Below are 12,473 nucleotides of genomic sequence, written 5' to 3' on the forward strand. Positions count from 1 at the left end.
CGCTAGGATCCGCCCAACAAAGGCCGCCCCGGTGGCCGTAGAGGTCCCGGCGGGGGGGCGGCACGCCGGCGATTGCCTGACAGTCCGCCGACGGTGTCCGGATGCTGGGGGAAGCATGGCAGCGGTCCCGGAGGCTTCTACGTCACGTTGCGTGCTCTGGTTTGGCGAGCCGTTGGCGAACGAGCGCAGTGCGCTGGCGGCAGCGGGCTGGTATGTGCGCAGCATCCATCCCGATCCCGCCATGGCGATAGGCCTGCGTGGGCGCGATCGATTGCTCGCCGTACTCGATCTGCGCCATCTCGATGCGGCGTCGCTGCAGCTGCTGGCACCGTGGATCGAGCAGCACCAGCATCTGCCCTGGCTGGCGGTACTGCCACCGGGCGCCGGACCCACATCGCCGGCCTGGCTGCCGTTGCTGCAGCGATGTGGCGCGCGCTTCACGCTGCCGTTCGGCCTGCAGGACCTGGTCTGCGCGATGCGCCAGCAGTTCGATGCGGATGATCCGCCTGTCGATGCAACCTGCAGTGGATACGGACCGCACGCATTGATTGGCGAAAGCGCTGCGCTGCATGCGGTGCGCACGGTGCTGCACAAGTTCGCGCCGGTGGAACTGCCGGTGCTGGTCACCGGCGAAACCGGTACAGGCAAGGAACTGGCTGCACATGCGCTGCATGCGCTGTCGGGGCGCGCCGGCAGGCCTTTCATCGCGGTGAACTGTGGCGCGATTCCGGCCAACCTGGTGCAGTCGGAGCTGTTCGGCCACGAACGTGGCTCGTTCACCGGTGCCGACAAGCGGCAGATCGGCGTGTTCGAATCCGCCCATGGCGGTACGGTGTTTCTTGATGAGGTAGGCGATCTGCCGGCAGAAGCGCAGACCAGCCTGCTGCGCGTGCTGCAGGAGGGAACCTTCGAGCGCGTGGGCAGCAGCCAGCCGCTGCGCGCGGACGTGCGGGTACTTGCCGCGACCCACGTCGAACTGGAACACGCGGTGGCGCAGGGGCGGTTCCGCAGCGATCTCTACTACCGCCTGAACGTGCTGCGCCTGCTGATGCCACCACTGCGCGAGCGCGGTGCCGACGTGCAGCTGCTGGCCGAGCACTTCCTGCGCTGCTTCCGGTTGCGCCACGGCGTGCGTGCACGCGGCTTCGCACCGGCCGCACTGCAGGCGATGCGGCGCTTCGACTGGCCCGGCAACGTACGCGAACTACTGAACCGTGTGCAGCGTGCAGCGATCATGGCCGAAGGCGAGCTGATCAGTGAGCGTGACCTGGAGCTGGGCGCATTGGCAGCGGTCCTGCCCGCGGCGATGCTGCACGACGCGCGCGGCCAGGCCGAGCGCGATGTACTACTGCAGACCCTGCGCCAGACCGGCTACAACGTCTCCGAGTGCGCGCGGCAGATGCAGATATCGCGGGTCACGGTGTATCGCCTGTGCCGCAAGCACCGGTTGGAACTGCCTGCACAGCGCTGATCAGCCGGCCGCCAGGTGCTTGAACAGGCGCAACGGTCTGCCCGCGACGCGCTCGATCACGCCCTTGGCTTCCAGGTCCAGCTGCACGGCCTTCAACCACCAGCCGGCGGTGGCACCTGCCGGGAACAGCGCGGCGGGCAGGTATGGCAGCAGTGCCTGTTTCGCCTGCGCGACGGTCAGGCCGGGCGGTTGCGCGGGCAGCGCCCGCAGCAAGGCATGGCGCATGGCGAGGTACTTGGCGCGATCCACGCGCTGGATGTGCCCGGGCGTGGTGATGCTTTCGATCTCGATCCGTTCGGGCTCAGGCATGGGTATCTCCCGTGACCTCGATGCGTGGGCTGCGGAAGCCCATGGCAATCCACGCCTTCATCAACCGGGCATAGAAGCGCAGCGACCGGGTCTTCAGGTTCGGCACGTCGTCGGGAAGCACAGACGCATCAGGAAGATCACTGACCATGGTCCGCATCTCCACGGCAGGTCTTATCGATGCCGGCCACAACAGGCCATACAGGCTCAGCCAATGGCCGCCGCTGAACTCCAGGAAGAGTGGCGTATTGCAGCATCCCGCCAGGACGCGGCGGCTGCCGCCCCTGCTGGACAACCGCAAGGCACGCAGCATGGCATGTCCGACATCGATGCTGACGCGATCCTTGCGATGCATTACGAAGAGCGTCTGGCCATGCCGGCCCAGTACGGCCGGTGCGCGGGGCAGCGCCTGCAGCATGGCGCCGGCCTTGCGGCAGCTGTCGCAGCAGCATTCGACGGTGGCAATGGGACGGCCCGTGGCGGTCAGGCGGACCTGGCCGCAGGCGCAGGCAAGGGACTGGTGTGAGGGCATCTGCATTTTCTCCTGGGGTAGTCATCCTCTCGACGAATCGGGGCGCCGGGAATCGACAACATCTGCCTTCAAGGGCGCATCATCCGATAGCGGATGCGGTACAGGTCCAACCCTGCACCGTCCGCGCGCCGCGCCGAATAGGTCAAGGTGTCGGGTTGCGATCCATCCAGCATCGCGCCGTAGCTGTCGCCGGAGGCCTCGTTCAAGGGCGAGGGCAATGCATGGCCTGCGTCATAACGGCCTCCACGCGCGTAGGCAATGAACTGGCGCACCGGCGCACTGCCGAAGTCGTGGGCGCGGGCAAACACCACCGTTCGGCCGTCGCCCAGGAAGGTGGCATCGAACTCCTGCGCTGCGGTATTGAGGTCTCCCGGCAGCGGCCGTGCCGGCTGTGCCATGCCACGGACCATCGCTGCAATGTAGAGGTCATGACCACCCGCACCGCCTGCGCGATCGCTGGAGAACAGCAGCGTGGCTGCGTCCGGCGAGAGCATCGGCGCGAATTCATCGGCCGCGCTGTTCACTGCCGGGCCAAGATTGACCGGCTCCCCGAATCGACCGTCGCTCCCCATGCTGACCCGATACAGATCGTCGCCGCCCTGGCCGCCTGCGCGATCCGAACAGAAATACACCACGCGGCCATCGGCGGAAAAGGCGGGATCGAAGTCGCGCCCCGGCGTGTTGAACGGCACCGGCGTCGCCGGCCGCCAGCGCTGCCCATCATTGCGGGAGACCCAGATGTCATACCCGCCCGGACCGCCGGGCCGGTTGCGGCTGAACCACAGCGCGGTTTTTCCGTCCGGGCTCAAGGTCAGTCGAATCTCGTCGTACCGCGTGGAAGCAACACCCGGGGCAAAGCGTTCCGCGGGGCCGACGGTCTGCAGCACCCTTGATGGAGACACGGCAGGCGACGCAGCAACCAGCAGCATCACGGCCAGCAGCGCTTTCATGCCTGTCGCTCGAAGTCGCTGACCCAGTTGGTTTCCCAGCTGCGTCCACCATCGATCGAGGCCGCCTGTTCCCAGCGCGCCGACTGCGGGGTAATGCGTGACCAGATCACCCGCGTCTGGATTGATCGACCGTCGTGCTGGTCTTCGCCGAAGAAGCGGCCGACACCAGCCTGGAAACCACCACGCAGTGGCGCGCCGATCCGGGTCGGCTCCCGGCCATCCAGCCACCAGCTCAGCCAGTGCTGCTCCGCCGCATTCCAGGCACGGATGCCCATGCCGCGCAGCGGTGCTCCAGGCACGTCCATCAGGTTGTCACCCACGTTGCCGAATCCTCCCAGGACCGGCCAGTTGTGCAGGGTGCCGTTGAACGCGTCCCACGCATCGCTGCCTGCCAGCCGAGCGCGCAGGCGACGATGGCGCACGTTCCAATGGCCCACCAGGAAATCAAAGTCGCCCGGTGCATCCGGCAGCTTCGGAAGCGGAGAGGGGGCCGCAGCAGTTCGGCGGAACCAGTTGCGCCAGTTCACTTCCCAGTGCGCACCGGCATCGTCGGAGAACGCCTGTTCCCACCACGGCTCCTCGCCGTGGATGTCATGCCAGCGGAACCACACATCGATGGGGCGCCCGTCGATCCGGTCGGTGCCACGGAAGCTGCCGGCATCGCCCTCGAAGCCCCCGCGCACGGGGGCTTCGATATGGGCAGGGTTGCGGCCATCGATCCACCAGATCGACCACGTGGAAGACACCGGATCGAATGCACGCACGCCCAGGCCCCTGTAGGGGCCCGAAGGCAGCGCCATGACGTTGTCATCGATGGTGCCGAGTCCGCCCAGGGTGAGCCATACCGCGCTGGAGCCGGTGAAAGACTCCCAGCGGGTATCGCCGACCAGGCGCTCCTTCAGGCGTTGGTGCCGGACCCGCCAGTTGCCTTGCAACCATGTCCAGTCTTCGCTGTGGCTGGCCAGGGCCCACCCGGAGGGCAGGGCGGTGGACGCTGCCGCGGCGGCCAAAGTGGCCAGGAACTGCCGTCGATCCATGTGCGTGATCCCCTACCGAAGGTGCCTCCATCGTTGCGGGCACGAGGGGGGATTGACCACGCAGATATCGGGGCTCAGGCTAAGCCACACTTATGGTGACCCAACGTCAGCTTCCGTCGCTTGCCGCCATCCGTGCCTTCGAGGCGGCGGCGCGGCTGGGCAGCTTCGCGCGTGCCGCCGAAGAGCTCGACACCAGCGCGGCATCGGTGAGCTACCACGTGCGGCGGCTGGAGGCCCAGACCGGTACCTGCCTGTTCCTGCGCCATGCACAGCACGTAGAACTGACGGCGACGGGGGCCAGCGTCGCGCAGGAGGCCACCCGGGCATTCGATGCACTGCGCGCCAGCTTCATGCGCGCCGCAGACATGGATGCGGCGCGACTGCGCCTGTCTGTACTGCCCACGCTGGGCACCAGTTGGTTGACGCCGCGGCTGGGCACCTTCCGCGCCCGCCACCGGCAGCTCGTGCTGGAACTGGACCTGTCGGCAGCGCCGCAGGATCTGGCCGCCGGTCACTTCGATGCCGCCATCCGTAATGGCCAGGGCGAATGGCCAGGTCTTCAGGCAACACCGTTGTTTCCCAGCGTGTTCACTCCGTTGTGTGCGCCGGCGCTGCTGCCGGCGGCGCGTGGGCTGGGCAGCAGCGCGCTGGAGATTCCCCTGCTGGGGCGACCGGATTGGTGGGCCCTGTGGTTTGCAGCGCACGGGCACATTCCACCGCCGGCACCGGGGAGTTTCGTCACGCCCTTTGCCGTCGAGCATCTGGATGTCGGCGCCGCGATCGCGGGGCAGGGCATCGCCATCGGTTCGCCGATCCTGTTCCAGGCCGAGCTGGATAGCGGGCGTTTGGTGCAGGCGCATCCGGGTGTCGCCAGCGACGGTCGCAGCTTCTGGTTCGTGGCACCCACGGCGCGAAGTGGCAGTGCCAAGGTCATTGCATTCCGTGACTGGCTGGTCGAGCAGGCCGCCGCGGCGCGGCGTGCGGCACGTCATTACCTGTCCCACGTGGTGATGCCATGAACCAGAGCCCCGAACTGCTGCGGCGCCTGCTGCGCGCCAAGGACCGGATGGATCGGGCCAGCCATGAGGAATGGCCCGTCGCGCGCCTGGCTGAGGTCAGTGCGGTGTCGCCGGCGCACTTCGCCCGCTCGTTCAAGCAGGCCTTCGGGCTGCCGCCGCACCGTTATCTGCTCAGCCGCCGCATCGAACGAGCGGTGGCGCTGCTGCGTGATACCGATCTGGCGGTGACCGAAATCGCCGCGCAGACCGGGTGGCGCAGCCTGGGCACCTTTGGCCGCATCTTCCGTGACATCACCGGTGACAGCCCGGGCAATGTGCGCGAGCGTGAGCGTGCAGCCCAGGCGGCGTCGGCCAGTGTGCCGGAATGCCACGCACGCGCCGCGCAGCGCCCCCGCCTGGACACATCCGTGCTGGAACAACGTCGCCGTCGCGCGCCGGCGGTGGCACTCGCCGTGGAGCGTCAGGCCGGCACGGCAGGAGCGGTACGAGGACTGCCGGCATCGGCTTCAGGGTCACTCGCGGCGAGCACACCTTCAAGACCAGAAACGTCGGTGTCCAGGAGGCAGGTCGCAAACATCAGGAAGCGGTAGGCGTCGGCAAAATTCGAACCGAGCCCAAATGAAATCCTGACCGCGCCACAATCTCCCTTGTCCAGGATCTTCTCATCGAAGGCGGTGCAGTCGAGGATCTTCCCGGTCTTGTCCAGTTCGCAGTGCTCGGCACCCGCAGTTGCATAGGTTGCCTGCTGGACAGCTCCGAGGTTGCAGAAGCATCCGTTGCGCAGGGTGATGCCGAAGCGGTCGGCGAGGTGCTTGACGCGGGCATGCGGCACGATCGAGCCATAGCAGTCGAAAAAGTTGAGCATCACCGTCGCTCCTTTTCGCTGTGCCGGCGGGCCGTACACGCGGCAAAGTGGTGTGTCGCCGCGCACGGTATGGCGAAGCGCGGCAAGACGCACCTCGATCCACCGGGCCAGTGCAGTGGAGTGCAGCGCGAGGGCTTCGGCGCCGCCCATCCGTGCCACGAAGGCAAAGCCCCGGGCGATCGCCGGGAACGCGGCGTAGTTGGGTGTTCCCACCTCAAAACGTTGCCCGGCATCGCGATACAGCAGCCGCTCGGTGGGCGACCAGGGGCCTGAGTAGTAGCAGACTCCGCCACCGGCAAAGGACGGTGGCCTGAGCAGTTGCAGCGACGAGCGGCGGGCAAGCAGGCAGCCTGCGCCGGTGGGGTAGCCGAAGATCTTGTAGAACGAGGCCACCACAAAATCCGGTTGAAGGGTGCCGCAATCCAGCCGCGCCTGCGGGACCAGTGCGGCTGCATCGCACAGCACCATCGCACCGTGCGCCTGCGCGCGGGCGATCCAGGCGAGGTCATGCCGCGCGCCGGTCGCGTTGGACTGGGCGGGAAAGGCCAGCAGGTGTGGGGCGCCGTCGCCCAGCCGCTGCAGCGCACGCCGCATCAGGTCGTCGTGCAGCAGCAGATCGTCGTCCAGAGGGATGTACTTCACCGAGGCGCCCTTGGCCCTGGCATATTCGCGCAGTCCATGCACCGACGTGTGATTGTCCTTGGTCAACAGCAGCTGCGTGCACGGTTGGAACGGAAACGATTCCGCCACAAGCCGGATCGCGCTACTGGCGTTCGCAGTGAATATCACTTCGTACTCGTCCGGAGAGCAGTCAAAGAAGGCGTAGATGGCATCCCGCGCCTCCTGGTATGCCGCCTGCGAGGCCTTCGATCCGCTATGCGGATTTCCCAGGATTGCGTGCTTCAACGCCTGCAGGTCCTGTTCGAGCAGGCTTTCGGGTGGCAGGGTTCCGCCTACATGATCCAGATACGTGACGTGCTGCTCGTCCAGCCGTGCGTACTCCTCGTTGCGCATCTTCTCTACCGATGCGTCGGGGAAGCCGGGATACTCAGCCAGGAACTCCGCCTTGGCAGCGGTGAATGCAGCGAGCCCCTGTGCCTCCTGCACGGAGATTGCGCACTCGACGCCCGCGCTGGACGCGCGATGGGTCAGCTGCTGGCAGCGCACCAGCGGCGAGAAGTCGGGCGACGCGATGTCCACCGTCGTGCCCGCATTGGCGGGATCGGCCTGGCCGCGCAGCAACCATGCCTCCACCCGGTAGCATTGGTCAGGCACGTCCTTGCCGAACTGCGCCAGCATCAGGTCCAGGTAGTGCTCACGGGTGCGGGTGTCGCACTGGTTGAACTCTTCGAGCAGGATGCAGGCATTGAACAGGAACTCGCGCGCACCGGCTGCGTCGAGCGAGAACGACAGGGGATGCAGCCCAGCAGGCACGTCGTTGGCCCGGGACAGCCCTTCGATCGCGAAGGCGCGGGTGATCGGCGACGGGTCGGTCAGGCTCAGCGCCGCGTCCATCAACCGGGAAGGCATGCCGAAATGCAGCTGCGATTGCTGGCGGGTGAGTTCGAAGAGCTGGTTGTAGTGGAACATCGTCGCGTAGACACGCCCCCCCGGCCGCAGCACGCGCCGGAACTCCCTGGCCACGCGCGCCTTGTCGGGCGGGAACATCAGGCCGAAGCCGCAGACAATCACATCGAAGCTGTTGTCATCGAATGGAAGCTCTGCCATGTCCACGTCGGCCAACAACGGAACGTTCTGCTGGATCTCGGGGTTCAGGACACGTCGGGCCATGTCCACCGCAATCTGCGAGAGATCGCTGGCCACCAGCCGCAAGCCCCGTGGCCGCGCAAGATCCTCATACAGGCTGGCGGTGATCACCCCGGTGCCGCATGCCACTTCCAGCACGTCCTTGACCGCGAACCCTGCATCGATGTCGCTGGCGATTTCCCCGGCCAGCAGCATCCCGTAAGGCTGGAAAATGCGAGGGCTCAATATCCGCTCATAGAATTCCATGAAGGTACTGAGCGACCAGCGGCTGTCGGACACAACTTTGCATTGGCGTTGCGTTACGTCCTGCATGATGCGCTCCCTGTCGGCGTGATGGTGCCGATGAATCCCGGTCCGCGCGGTTATCGCATGCGCCCCCAGGCGCGTGCGTGATTGGCATCACATTAAGTTGACTTAATGCCGGGGCGGATTATCCGCCGTCGCGGAACTGCGTATTCATCCGCATTTGGGGAGGGCCATGTACTTTTGATTCCTTCACGTTCGCCGTCCCAGCCATTGGCGCAGTTTTGGAGAAGCAGAACCGCCTCGTCGGGGCGTAACGTAGGCGCACTTGAGAGGAGGTGCTGCATGTCAGATATGGTGAACACGGTCGGCCTGTATGTGCGCGACCAGGATGAGGCGCTGGCGTTCTACGTCGGCAAGCTCGGTTTCGAAGTGCATACCGACGTGCGCAATGGCAGCTACCGCTGGCTGACGGTACGCAGCCCAGGCCAGGACGGTTTCCAGCTGGGCCTGTTCGTGCCGGGTCCGCCCACCCACGATGCGGCCACCGCGCTTTCGCTGCAGCAGCTGGTGGCCAAAGGCGCAATGCCGCCCCTGGTGCTGGCTGTGGATGACTGCCAGGCGCGTTACACGCAGTGGTTGGCACAGGGCGTGGAATTCACCCAGGAGCCGATCGAGCGCTTTGGCGCCGTCGACGCCGGATTCCGCGATCCATCGGGCAATGGCTGGAAGATGATCGAAGCCCGTTCCGAAGCGAGGCGCCGGCAATGAGCCGCGGTGGCTGGGCACGGCCCGTGCATCGTTGGACCTCGATCGTGTTCACCCTGGCGGTGATCGCCAACTTCGTGGTGCGCGGGCTGGGGCAGGGCGAGCCTGCGGCGTGGGTCACCTATTCGCCGCTGCCGCCGTTGTTCCTGCAGCTGTTCACCGGGTTGTACCTGTTTGCGCTGCACTACAGCGGCAGGTGCCGCAGCGCCGGGCAGGGCGCTGCGGGTTGACGCCGGGTCAGGCGGCAGCGTCGGCGGTGTAGGCCGCCAGCAGTGCGGGAAGATCTTCCATGCGCTGGAAGATCACCTGGGCACCGGCCGCGCGCAGAGCCTCGGGCGTGCTGTGGTGCGGGCCGCCCTCGCTGAAGCCGAACACGGTGGCACCTGCCGCCACACCGGCGGTCGCACCGGTCACGGTGTCTTCAATGACCGCGCAGCGCTTCGGATCCACACCCAGCGCGGCAGCGGCCGCCAGGTAGACGTCCGGGTGCGGCTTGGTGTTCGGCATGTCCTGGCCGCTGTAGACGTGGTCGCCGAAGGCATCGAGGATGCCGACCTTGCCCAGCTGCAGTTTCACCTTTAGCAGATCGGCGCCGGAGGCGCAGGCGATCCGCCCACCGGTGGCCGCAGCGATCGCACGCACGGCCTCGGGTGCCCCCTGGATCGCTTCCAGGTCACGTTCCAGTGCCCGGTTGCGCTGCTGGCGGAACTCTTCAAGCCACGCCTCGGTGAACGGCTTGCCGGTGCGCTCCTCGATCAGCCCGGCCAGATGGGCCACGGACTGGCCGAGGAAGACTTCACCCGCCTGCGCCGGGGTCAGCGGCCAGCCGCGTGCGGTCAGCATTTCCGAGAGCACGCAGGCGACCAGTGGCTCGGAATCGACGAGTACGCCGTCGCAGTCGAACAGCACGGCATCAAAGGGAAAACGGGACATCTACAGCTCCAGGGGGCAATGCGGTGGTGCAATTGCCCGCCATTTTCCCACAGCCATCCTTGGGTGGCACCCGGGCAGGGTGCCACCCATTCCCGGCAGGCCGGTCAGCCCAGGTCACACCCCGCCGGCTGCGGCCAGGTGCTGGCCGGCAGCATGTTCTTCAGCGAGGCCGGTGCGTTGATCGCGACGTAGCTCGCACCCAGCAGCTCCTCCAGATCGGCGATGGTCACCAGGTAGCTGTCGAGGCTGCCGAGATTGGCTTCGTTGGGAATGATCCAGCTGATCGCCTTGGCCGTGCCGGTGTTCGGGTCACGGGTGATGATGGTCTTCCAGAAGAACTCCGGTGTCGGGATGCCGTGGCTGGAAAGGAAGTAGTCGTTGGAGGCGTCGCCGTAGACCACGCCACCGTAGACATCCACCGGTGCGATGTCGCGGTAGCACTCGGCCACGTTCTCTGCCTTCACCCAGATGCCCTGGTTGAAGCTGGACACCTGCGGAACGATGTTGGTCATGTAGTTGGCGCGGCGGATGTAGGTCGCGTTGTAGTCCATGTGATTGGACGTGACGAGATGGCCACGGTCGTAGCCGGACTTGATGCTGGCGTAGGAGGCGGTGCTGGTCTGGCCGAGGCAGCCTGCCGGCAGGTCCGGATCCTTGTAGAAGCTGGACGGGCGCGCGGCCGAGCCGGTGTCGGCGGTGAGCGTGTACTCGTAGCGGGTGGCGCTGTGGATGCTGCAGTCGTAGGTGAGCACGAAGCCGCCCTTGTTGAGGGTGACGACCTGGGCCTGGGCAGCGCCAGCGAAGGCACTGAGGACGAACGCGAAGAAGAGGCTTGCAAGGCGCATTGCGGTTCTCCAGCAGAAGTTCAGGGCGCAGCCGTCCGCCACGACCGGGCCGAGGCGAGGTCATGGGGGACGTTGCGGAGACGGGTGCTACGGATTGCGGTGAGACGTGACCGCGATGACAGGGCCGTGGAGGCCGCGCGGTGTCGTAAGCGTCACAAGCTGTCGTCTTTCGGTCAATGATGAAAAGACGAAGCTGTGACAGCGCGCAAGCACTGGAGATGTGTCAAATGGAGCAGGACGTGGCTGAAACGCTCGCGTGCTAGAGCATCGCGATGCCTGCGGGTGTTGTCAGGGGGTCGCCTTCAACACGTAATCGCCGTTGCGTGTTCCCGGCACCAGTAACCATCCTGGTTTCAGACTCAGCGACCACCCTGGACCCTGTAGCGGCGGGTGGGCAGTTGCGGGTGCCTGCACGAACACGGCCTTCCAGTCGCTCTGCATCAACGCTCCGTCGGTGACGTCCAGGCTGCCCCAGGTGTCGGTCAGCCGCATCGTTGGATATACCGTGCCACGGCCCGGCAACGACTGCATCGTGTTGGGATTGAACTGGATGCGCATGCTGCGCAGATCCAGCCGCACGACCGGGCCTGTCACGAAGCGCGCACGGTTGTGTTCCAGCTGCGCAATGCGCTGCCGTTCGCGCAGCATTTCGGCTTCGCGCAGTGCCCGTCCGCCGTAGCGCGCAGCAGCGGCCCGCAGCTCGGTCGCACCCCGCTGCATCGGGGTCCGGGTCACTTCGGCCAGATGCGTGCCGAGGTCCCGGGCGGGGTGGGCGAGATGGTTGCGCCAGCCGGGGGCCGCCTGGTCCAACAGCAGGCCATAGGCCGGACCGGTGGCATAGGCGAAAGAGCGGACGAAACTGCGATCGGCAACGTGCGCGCGAAGGTCATGCAGCGCCGCCTGGATACGTGTGGAGCGCGTTGGGTTGCCGACGAACACGCCGGTGTACTCGGCCAGGCCCTCGTTCAATTCCAGCGCCGCTTCTTCCTGCGCTGCCGCAGGGAACTGGCGGTGGCGCTCGGCGCGGAAGGCGAGTGCGTCGTTCACCGCAGTGTGCTGCGCCATTGCATCGGTGGCCGTGAGCGCATCCGCAAGCGCGCGCCATTCCAGCTGCAGCCAGTAGCGTCCTTCAAGTGTGTCGAGGTGCTCGTTGCCGCCTTCGGTCGGCGCGGTGATGGGCAACGCCGGTTGCAACCGATGGAACATTTCGTGAGCCAGCAGCGTACTGCGCCTGGACACGTCCTGCGGCAATGGCCAGAGCAGTTGCGTCCAGCGTATGCCGGACCATTCCACGGCGGTGTTGGCAACGATCGCATCGGGCGGAAGCTGGCCCACGAACACCTCGCCACGCCCCTTCAACGCGCCGTGTACATCCGCATGCGAGGCGGTGACCTGGCGGCTCTTCGGATCGACCAGCATCATCGGCCCGCACAGGGATTGCCCCCACAGCTGGCCGCCATCGACCTGGCACAGGTGCTGTGCTTCGATGAAGATTCCGCGCGCGTCGGCGTCTGCGATCGGTGATTCAGCGGACCATGCCGGTCCTGCTGCACAGGCAACACCGGCAATCAGTGCAGTGCGGAAAATATCCATGGCATCCGTGCGTTGATGGGCGCAGGCAGTCATAGCACTGGACACCGTTGCCCTTCAACGACGGGCAACGAACGCGTTGCCGCTTCGGCGGCCGGGGCCATGGCTACGCCATGCAGGCGCGCATCCATACTTTCGCGTACTGAT

Annotated in this window: 12 protein-coding genes and 2 pseudogenes; 5 read left to right on the plus strand and 9 right to left on the minus strand. The window is 66.3% G+C overall.

Annotated elements, in window-relative coordinates:
- Positions 1 to 115: 115 nt before the first annotated feature.
- Entirely contained in the window at positions 116 to 1,471 is a 1,356-nt protein-coding gene (locus tag AC5QAH_RS04845; RefSeq protein WP_241888196.1) for a sigma-54 dependent transcriptional regulator, read from the plus strand.
- Here AC5QAH_RS04845 and AC5QAH_RS04850 read toward each other — a convergent pair whose 3' ends face one another.
- The 5 genes and pseudogenes from AC5QAH_RS04850 to AC5QAH_RS04870 all read right to left on the minus strand — a co-directional run bounded on the left by AC5QAH_RS04850 (position 1,472) and on the right by AC5QAH_RS04870 (position 4,296).
- Positions 1,472 to 1,780: a DUF6958 family protein gene (locus AC5QAH_RS04850; protein ID WP_010485544.1), complete on the minus strand. Its 309-nt coding sequence runs from the start codon at positions 1,778 to 1,780 to the stop codon at positions 1,472 to 1,474.
- Positions 1,773 to 2,195, minus strand: a complete 423-nt coding sequence (locus AC5QAH_RS04855) for a GFA family protein (protein ID WP_224328179.1) — start codon at positions 2,193 to 2,195, stop codon at positions 1,773 to 1,775. Before AC5QAH_RS04855 ends, AC5QAH_RS04850 begins: the two co-directional genes overlap by 8 nt.
- 12 nt (positions 2,196 to 2,207) lie before the next feature.
- Positions 2,208 to 2,315, minus strand: a pseudogene (locus tag AC5QAH_RS04860) (GFA family protein); the annotation flags it as partial.
- 62 nt (positions 2,316 to 2,377) lie between these two features.
- A complete protein-coding gene (locus AC5QAH_RS04865; RefSeq protein ID WP_143994719.1) occupies positions 2,378 to 3,259 on the minus strand; it encodes a TolB family protein in 882 nt (293 codons plus the stop codon).
- The gene (locus AC5QAH_RS04870; RefSeq protein ID WP_317614369.1) at positions 3,256 to 4,296 is read right to left on the minus strand and encodes a hypothetical protein; all 1,041 of its coding nucleotides are present in this window, start codon (positions 4,294 to 4,296) and stop codon (positions 3,256 to 3,258) included. Before AC5QAH_RS04870 ends, AC5QAH_RS04865 begins: the two co-directional genes overlap by 4 nt.
- Positions 4,297 to 4,388: 92 nt before the next feature.
- On the opposite strand from AC5QAH_RS04870, the gene AC5QAH_RS04875 reads away from it, so the two are divergent.
- Both AC5QAH_RS04875 and AC5QAH_RS04880 read left to right on the plus strand, forming a co-directional pair.
- Positions 4,389 to 5,315 (plus strand): LysR substrate-binding domain-containing protein, encoded by a 927-nt coding sequence (locus tag AC5QAH_RS04875; RefSeq protein ID WP_224328178.1) that lies wholly within the window; start codon positions 4,389 to 4,391, stop codon positions 5,313 to 5,315.
- A pseudogene (locus AC5QAH_RS04880) lies at positions 5,312 to 5,755 on the plus strand (helix-turn-helix domain-containing protein); the annotation flags it as partial. The gene AC5QAH_RS04875 and the pseudogene AC5QAH_RS04880, both read left to right, overlap by 4 nt.
- Positions 5,756 to 5,775: 20 nt before the next feature.
- Here AC5QAH_RS04880 and AC5QAH_RS04885 read toward each other — a convergent pair.
- The gene (locus AC5QAH_RS04885) at positions 5,776 to 8,259 is read right to left on the minus strand and encodes an aminotransferase class V-fold PLP-dependent enzyme (RefSeq protein WP_235651772.1); all 2,484 of its coding nucleotides are present in this window, start codon (positions 8,257 to 8,259) and stop codon (positions 5,776 to 5,778) included.
- A 276-nt stretch (positions 8,260 to 8,535) separates the two neighbouring features.
- Here AC5QAH_RS04885 and AC5QAH_RS04890 point away from each other — a divergent pair, with 276 nt between their 5' ends.
- Both AC5QAH_RS04890 and AC5QAH_RS04895 read left to right on the plus strand, forming a co-directional pair.
- On the plus strand, positions 8,536 to 8,961 hold the full coding sequence (locus AC5QAH_RS04890) for a VOC family protein (RefSeq protein WP_019659769.1): 426 nt from the start codon (positions 8,536 to 8,538) through the stop codon (positions 8,959 to 8,961).
- Positions 8,958 to 9,188, plus strand: coding sequence for a hypothetical protein (locus AC5QAH_RS04895; protein ID WP_049455178.1), 231 nt, complete (start codon positions 8,958 to 8,960; stop codon positions 9,186 to 9,188). The genes AC5QAH_RS04890 and AC5QAH_RS04895 overlap by 4 nt, the downstream gene beginning before the upstream one ends.
- A 7-nt stretch (positions 9,189 to 9,195) precedes the next feature.
- Here AC5QAH_RS04895 and AC5QAH_RS04900 read toward each other — a convergent pair whose 3' ends face one another.
- The 3 genes from AC5QAH_RS04900 to AC5QAH_RS04910 form a co-directional block, all read right to left on the minus strand.
- The gene (locus tag AC5QAH_RS04900) at positions 9,196 to 9,891 is read right to left on the minus strand and encodes an HAD-IA family hydrolase (RefSeq protein ID WP_049455179.1); all 696 of its coding nucleotides are present in this window, start codon (positions 9,889 to 9,891) and stop codon (positions 9,196 to 9,198) included.
- A gap of 104 nt (positions 9,892 to 9,995) precedes the next feature.
- Positions 9,996 to 10,736, minus strand: a complete 741-nt coding sequence (locus AC5QAH_RS04905) for a DNA/RNA non-specific endonuclease (RefSeq protein ID WP_019337401.1) — start codon at positions 10,734 to 10,736, stop codon at positions 9,996 to 9,998.
- A gap of 288 nt (positions 10,737 to 11,024) precedes the next feature.
- The gene (locus AC5QAH_RS04910) at positions 11,025 to 12,329 is read right to left on the minus strand and encodes a hypothetical protein (protein WP_099559300.1); all 1,305 of its coding nucleotides are present in this window, start codon (positions 12,327 to 12,329) and stop codon (positions 11,025 to 11,027) included.
- Positions 12,330 to 12,473: the final 144 nt, after the last annotated feature.

The organism is Stenotrophomonas sp. YJH_SMC_43, assembly GCF_059372535.1.

What these genes read in the sequence shown, in the direction of transcription:
- AC5QAH_RS04845 (WP_241888196.1), top strand. Translation starts at nt 116, where the DNA reads ATGGCAGCGGTCCCGGAGGCTTCTACGTCACGTTGCGTGCTCTGGTTT.
- AC5QAH_RS04850 (WP_010485544.1), bottom strand. Translation starts at nt 1,780, where the DNA reads ATGCCTGAGCCCGAACGGATCGAGATCGAAAGCATCACCACGCCCGGG.
- AC5QAH_RS04855 (WP_224328179.1), bottom strand. Translation starts at nt 2,195, where the DNA reads ATGCTGCAGGCGCTGCCCCGCGCACCGGCCGTACTGGGCCGGCATGGC.
- AC5QAH_RS04865 (WP_143994719.1), bottom strand. Translation starts at nt 3,259, where the DNA reads ATGAAAGCGCTGCTGGCCGTGATGCTGCTGGTTGCTGCGTCGCCTGCC.
- AC5QAH_RS04870 (WP_317614369.1), bottom strand. Translation starts at nt 4,296, where the DNA reads ATGGATCGACGGCAGTTCCTGGCCACTTTGGCCGCCGCGGCAGCGTCC.
- AC5QAH_RS04875 (WP_224328178.1), top strand. Translation starts at nt 4,389, where the DNA reads ATGGTGACCCAACGTCAGCTTCCGTCGCTTGCCGCCATCCGTGCCTTC.
- AC5QAH_RS04885 (WP_235651772.1), bottom strand. Translation starts at nt 8,259, where the DNA reads ATGCAGGACGTAACGCAACGCCAATGCAAAGTTGTGTCCGACAGCCGC.
- AC5QAH_RS04890 (WP_019659769.1), top strand. Translation starts at nt 8,536, where the DNA reads ATGTCAGATATGGTGAACACGGTCGGCCTGTATGTGCGCGACCAGGAT.
- AC5QAH_RS04895 (WP_049455178.1), top strand. Translation starts at nt 8,958, where the DNA reads ATGAGCCGCGGTGGCTGGGCACGGCCCGTGCATCGTTGGACCTCGATC.
- AC5QAH_RS04900 (WP_049455179.1), bottom strand. Translation starts at nt 9,891, where the DNA reads ATGTCCCGTTTTCCCTTTGATGCCGTGCTGTTCGACTGCGACGGCGTA.
- AC5QAH_RS04905 (WP_019337401.1), bottom strand. Translation starts at nt 10,736, where the DNA reads ATGCGCCTTGCAAGCCTCTTCTTCGCGTTCGTCCTCAGTGCCTTCGCT.
- AC5QAH_RS04910 (WP_099559300.1), bottom strand. Translation starts at nt 12,329, where the DNA reads ATGGATATTTTCCGCACTGCACTGATTGCCGGTGTTGCCTGTGCAGCA.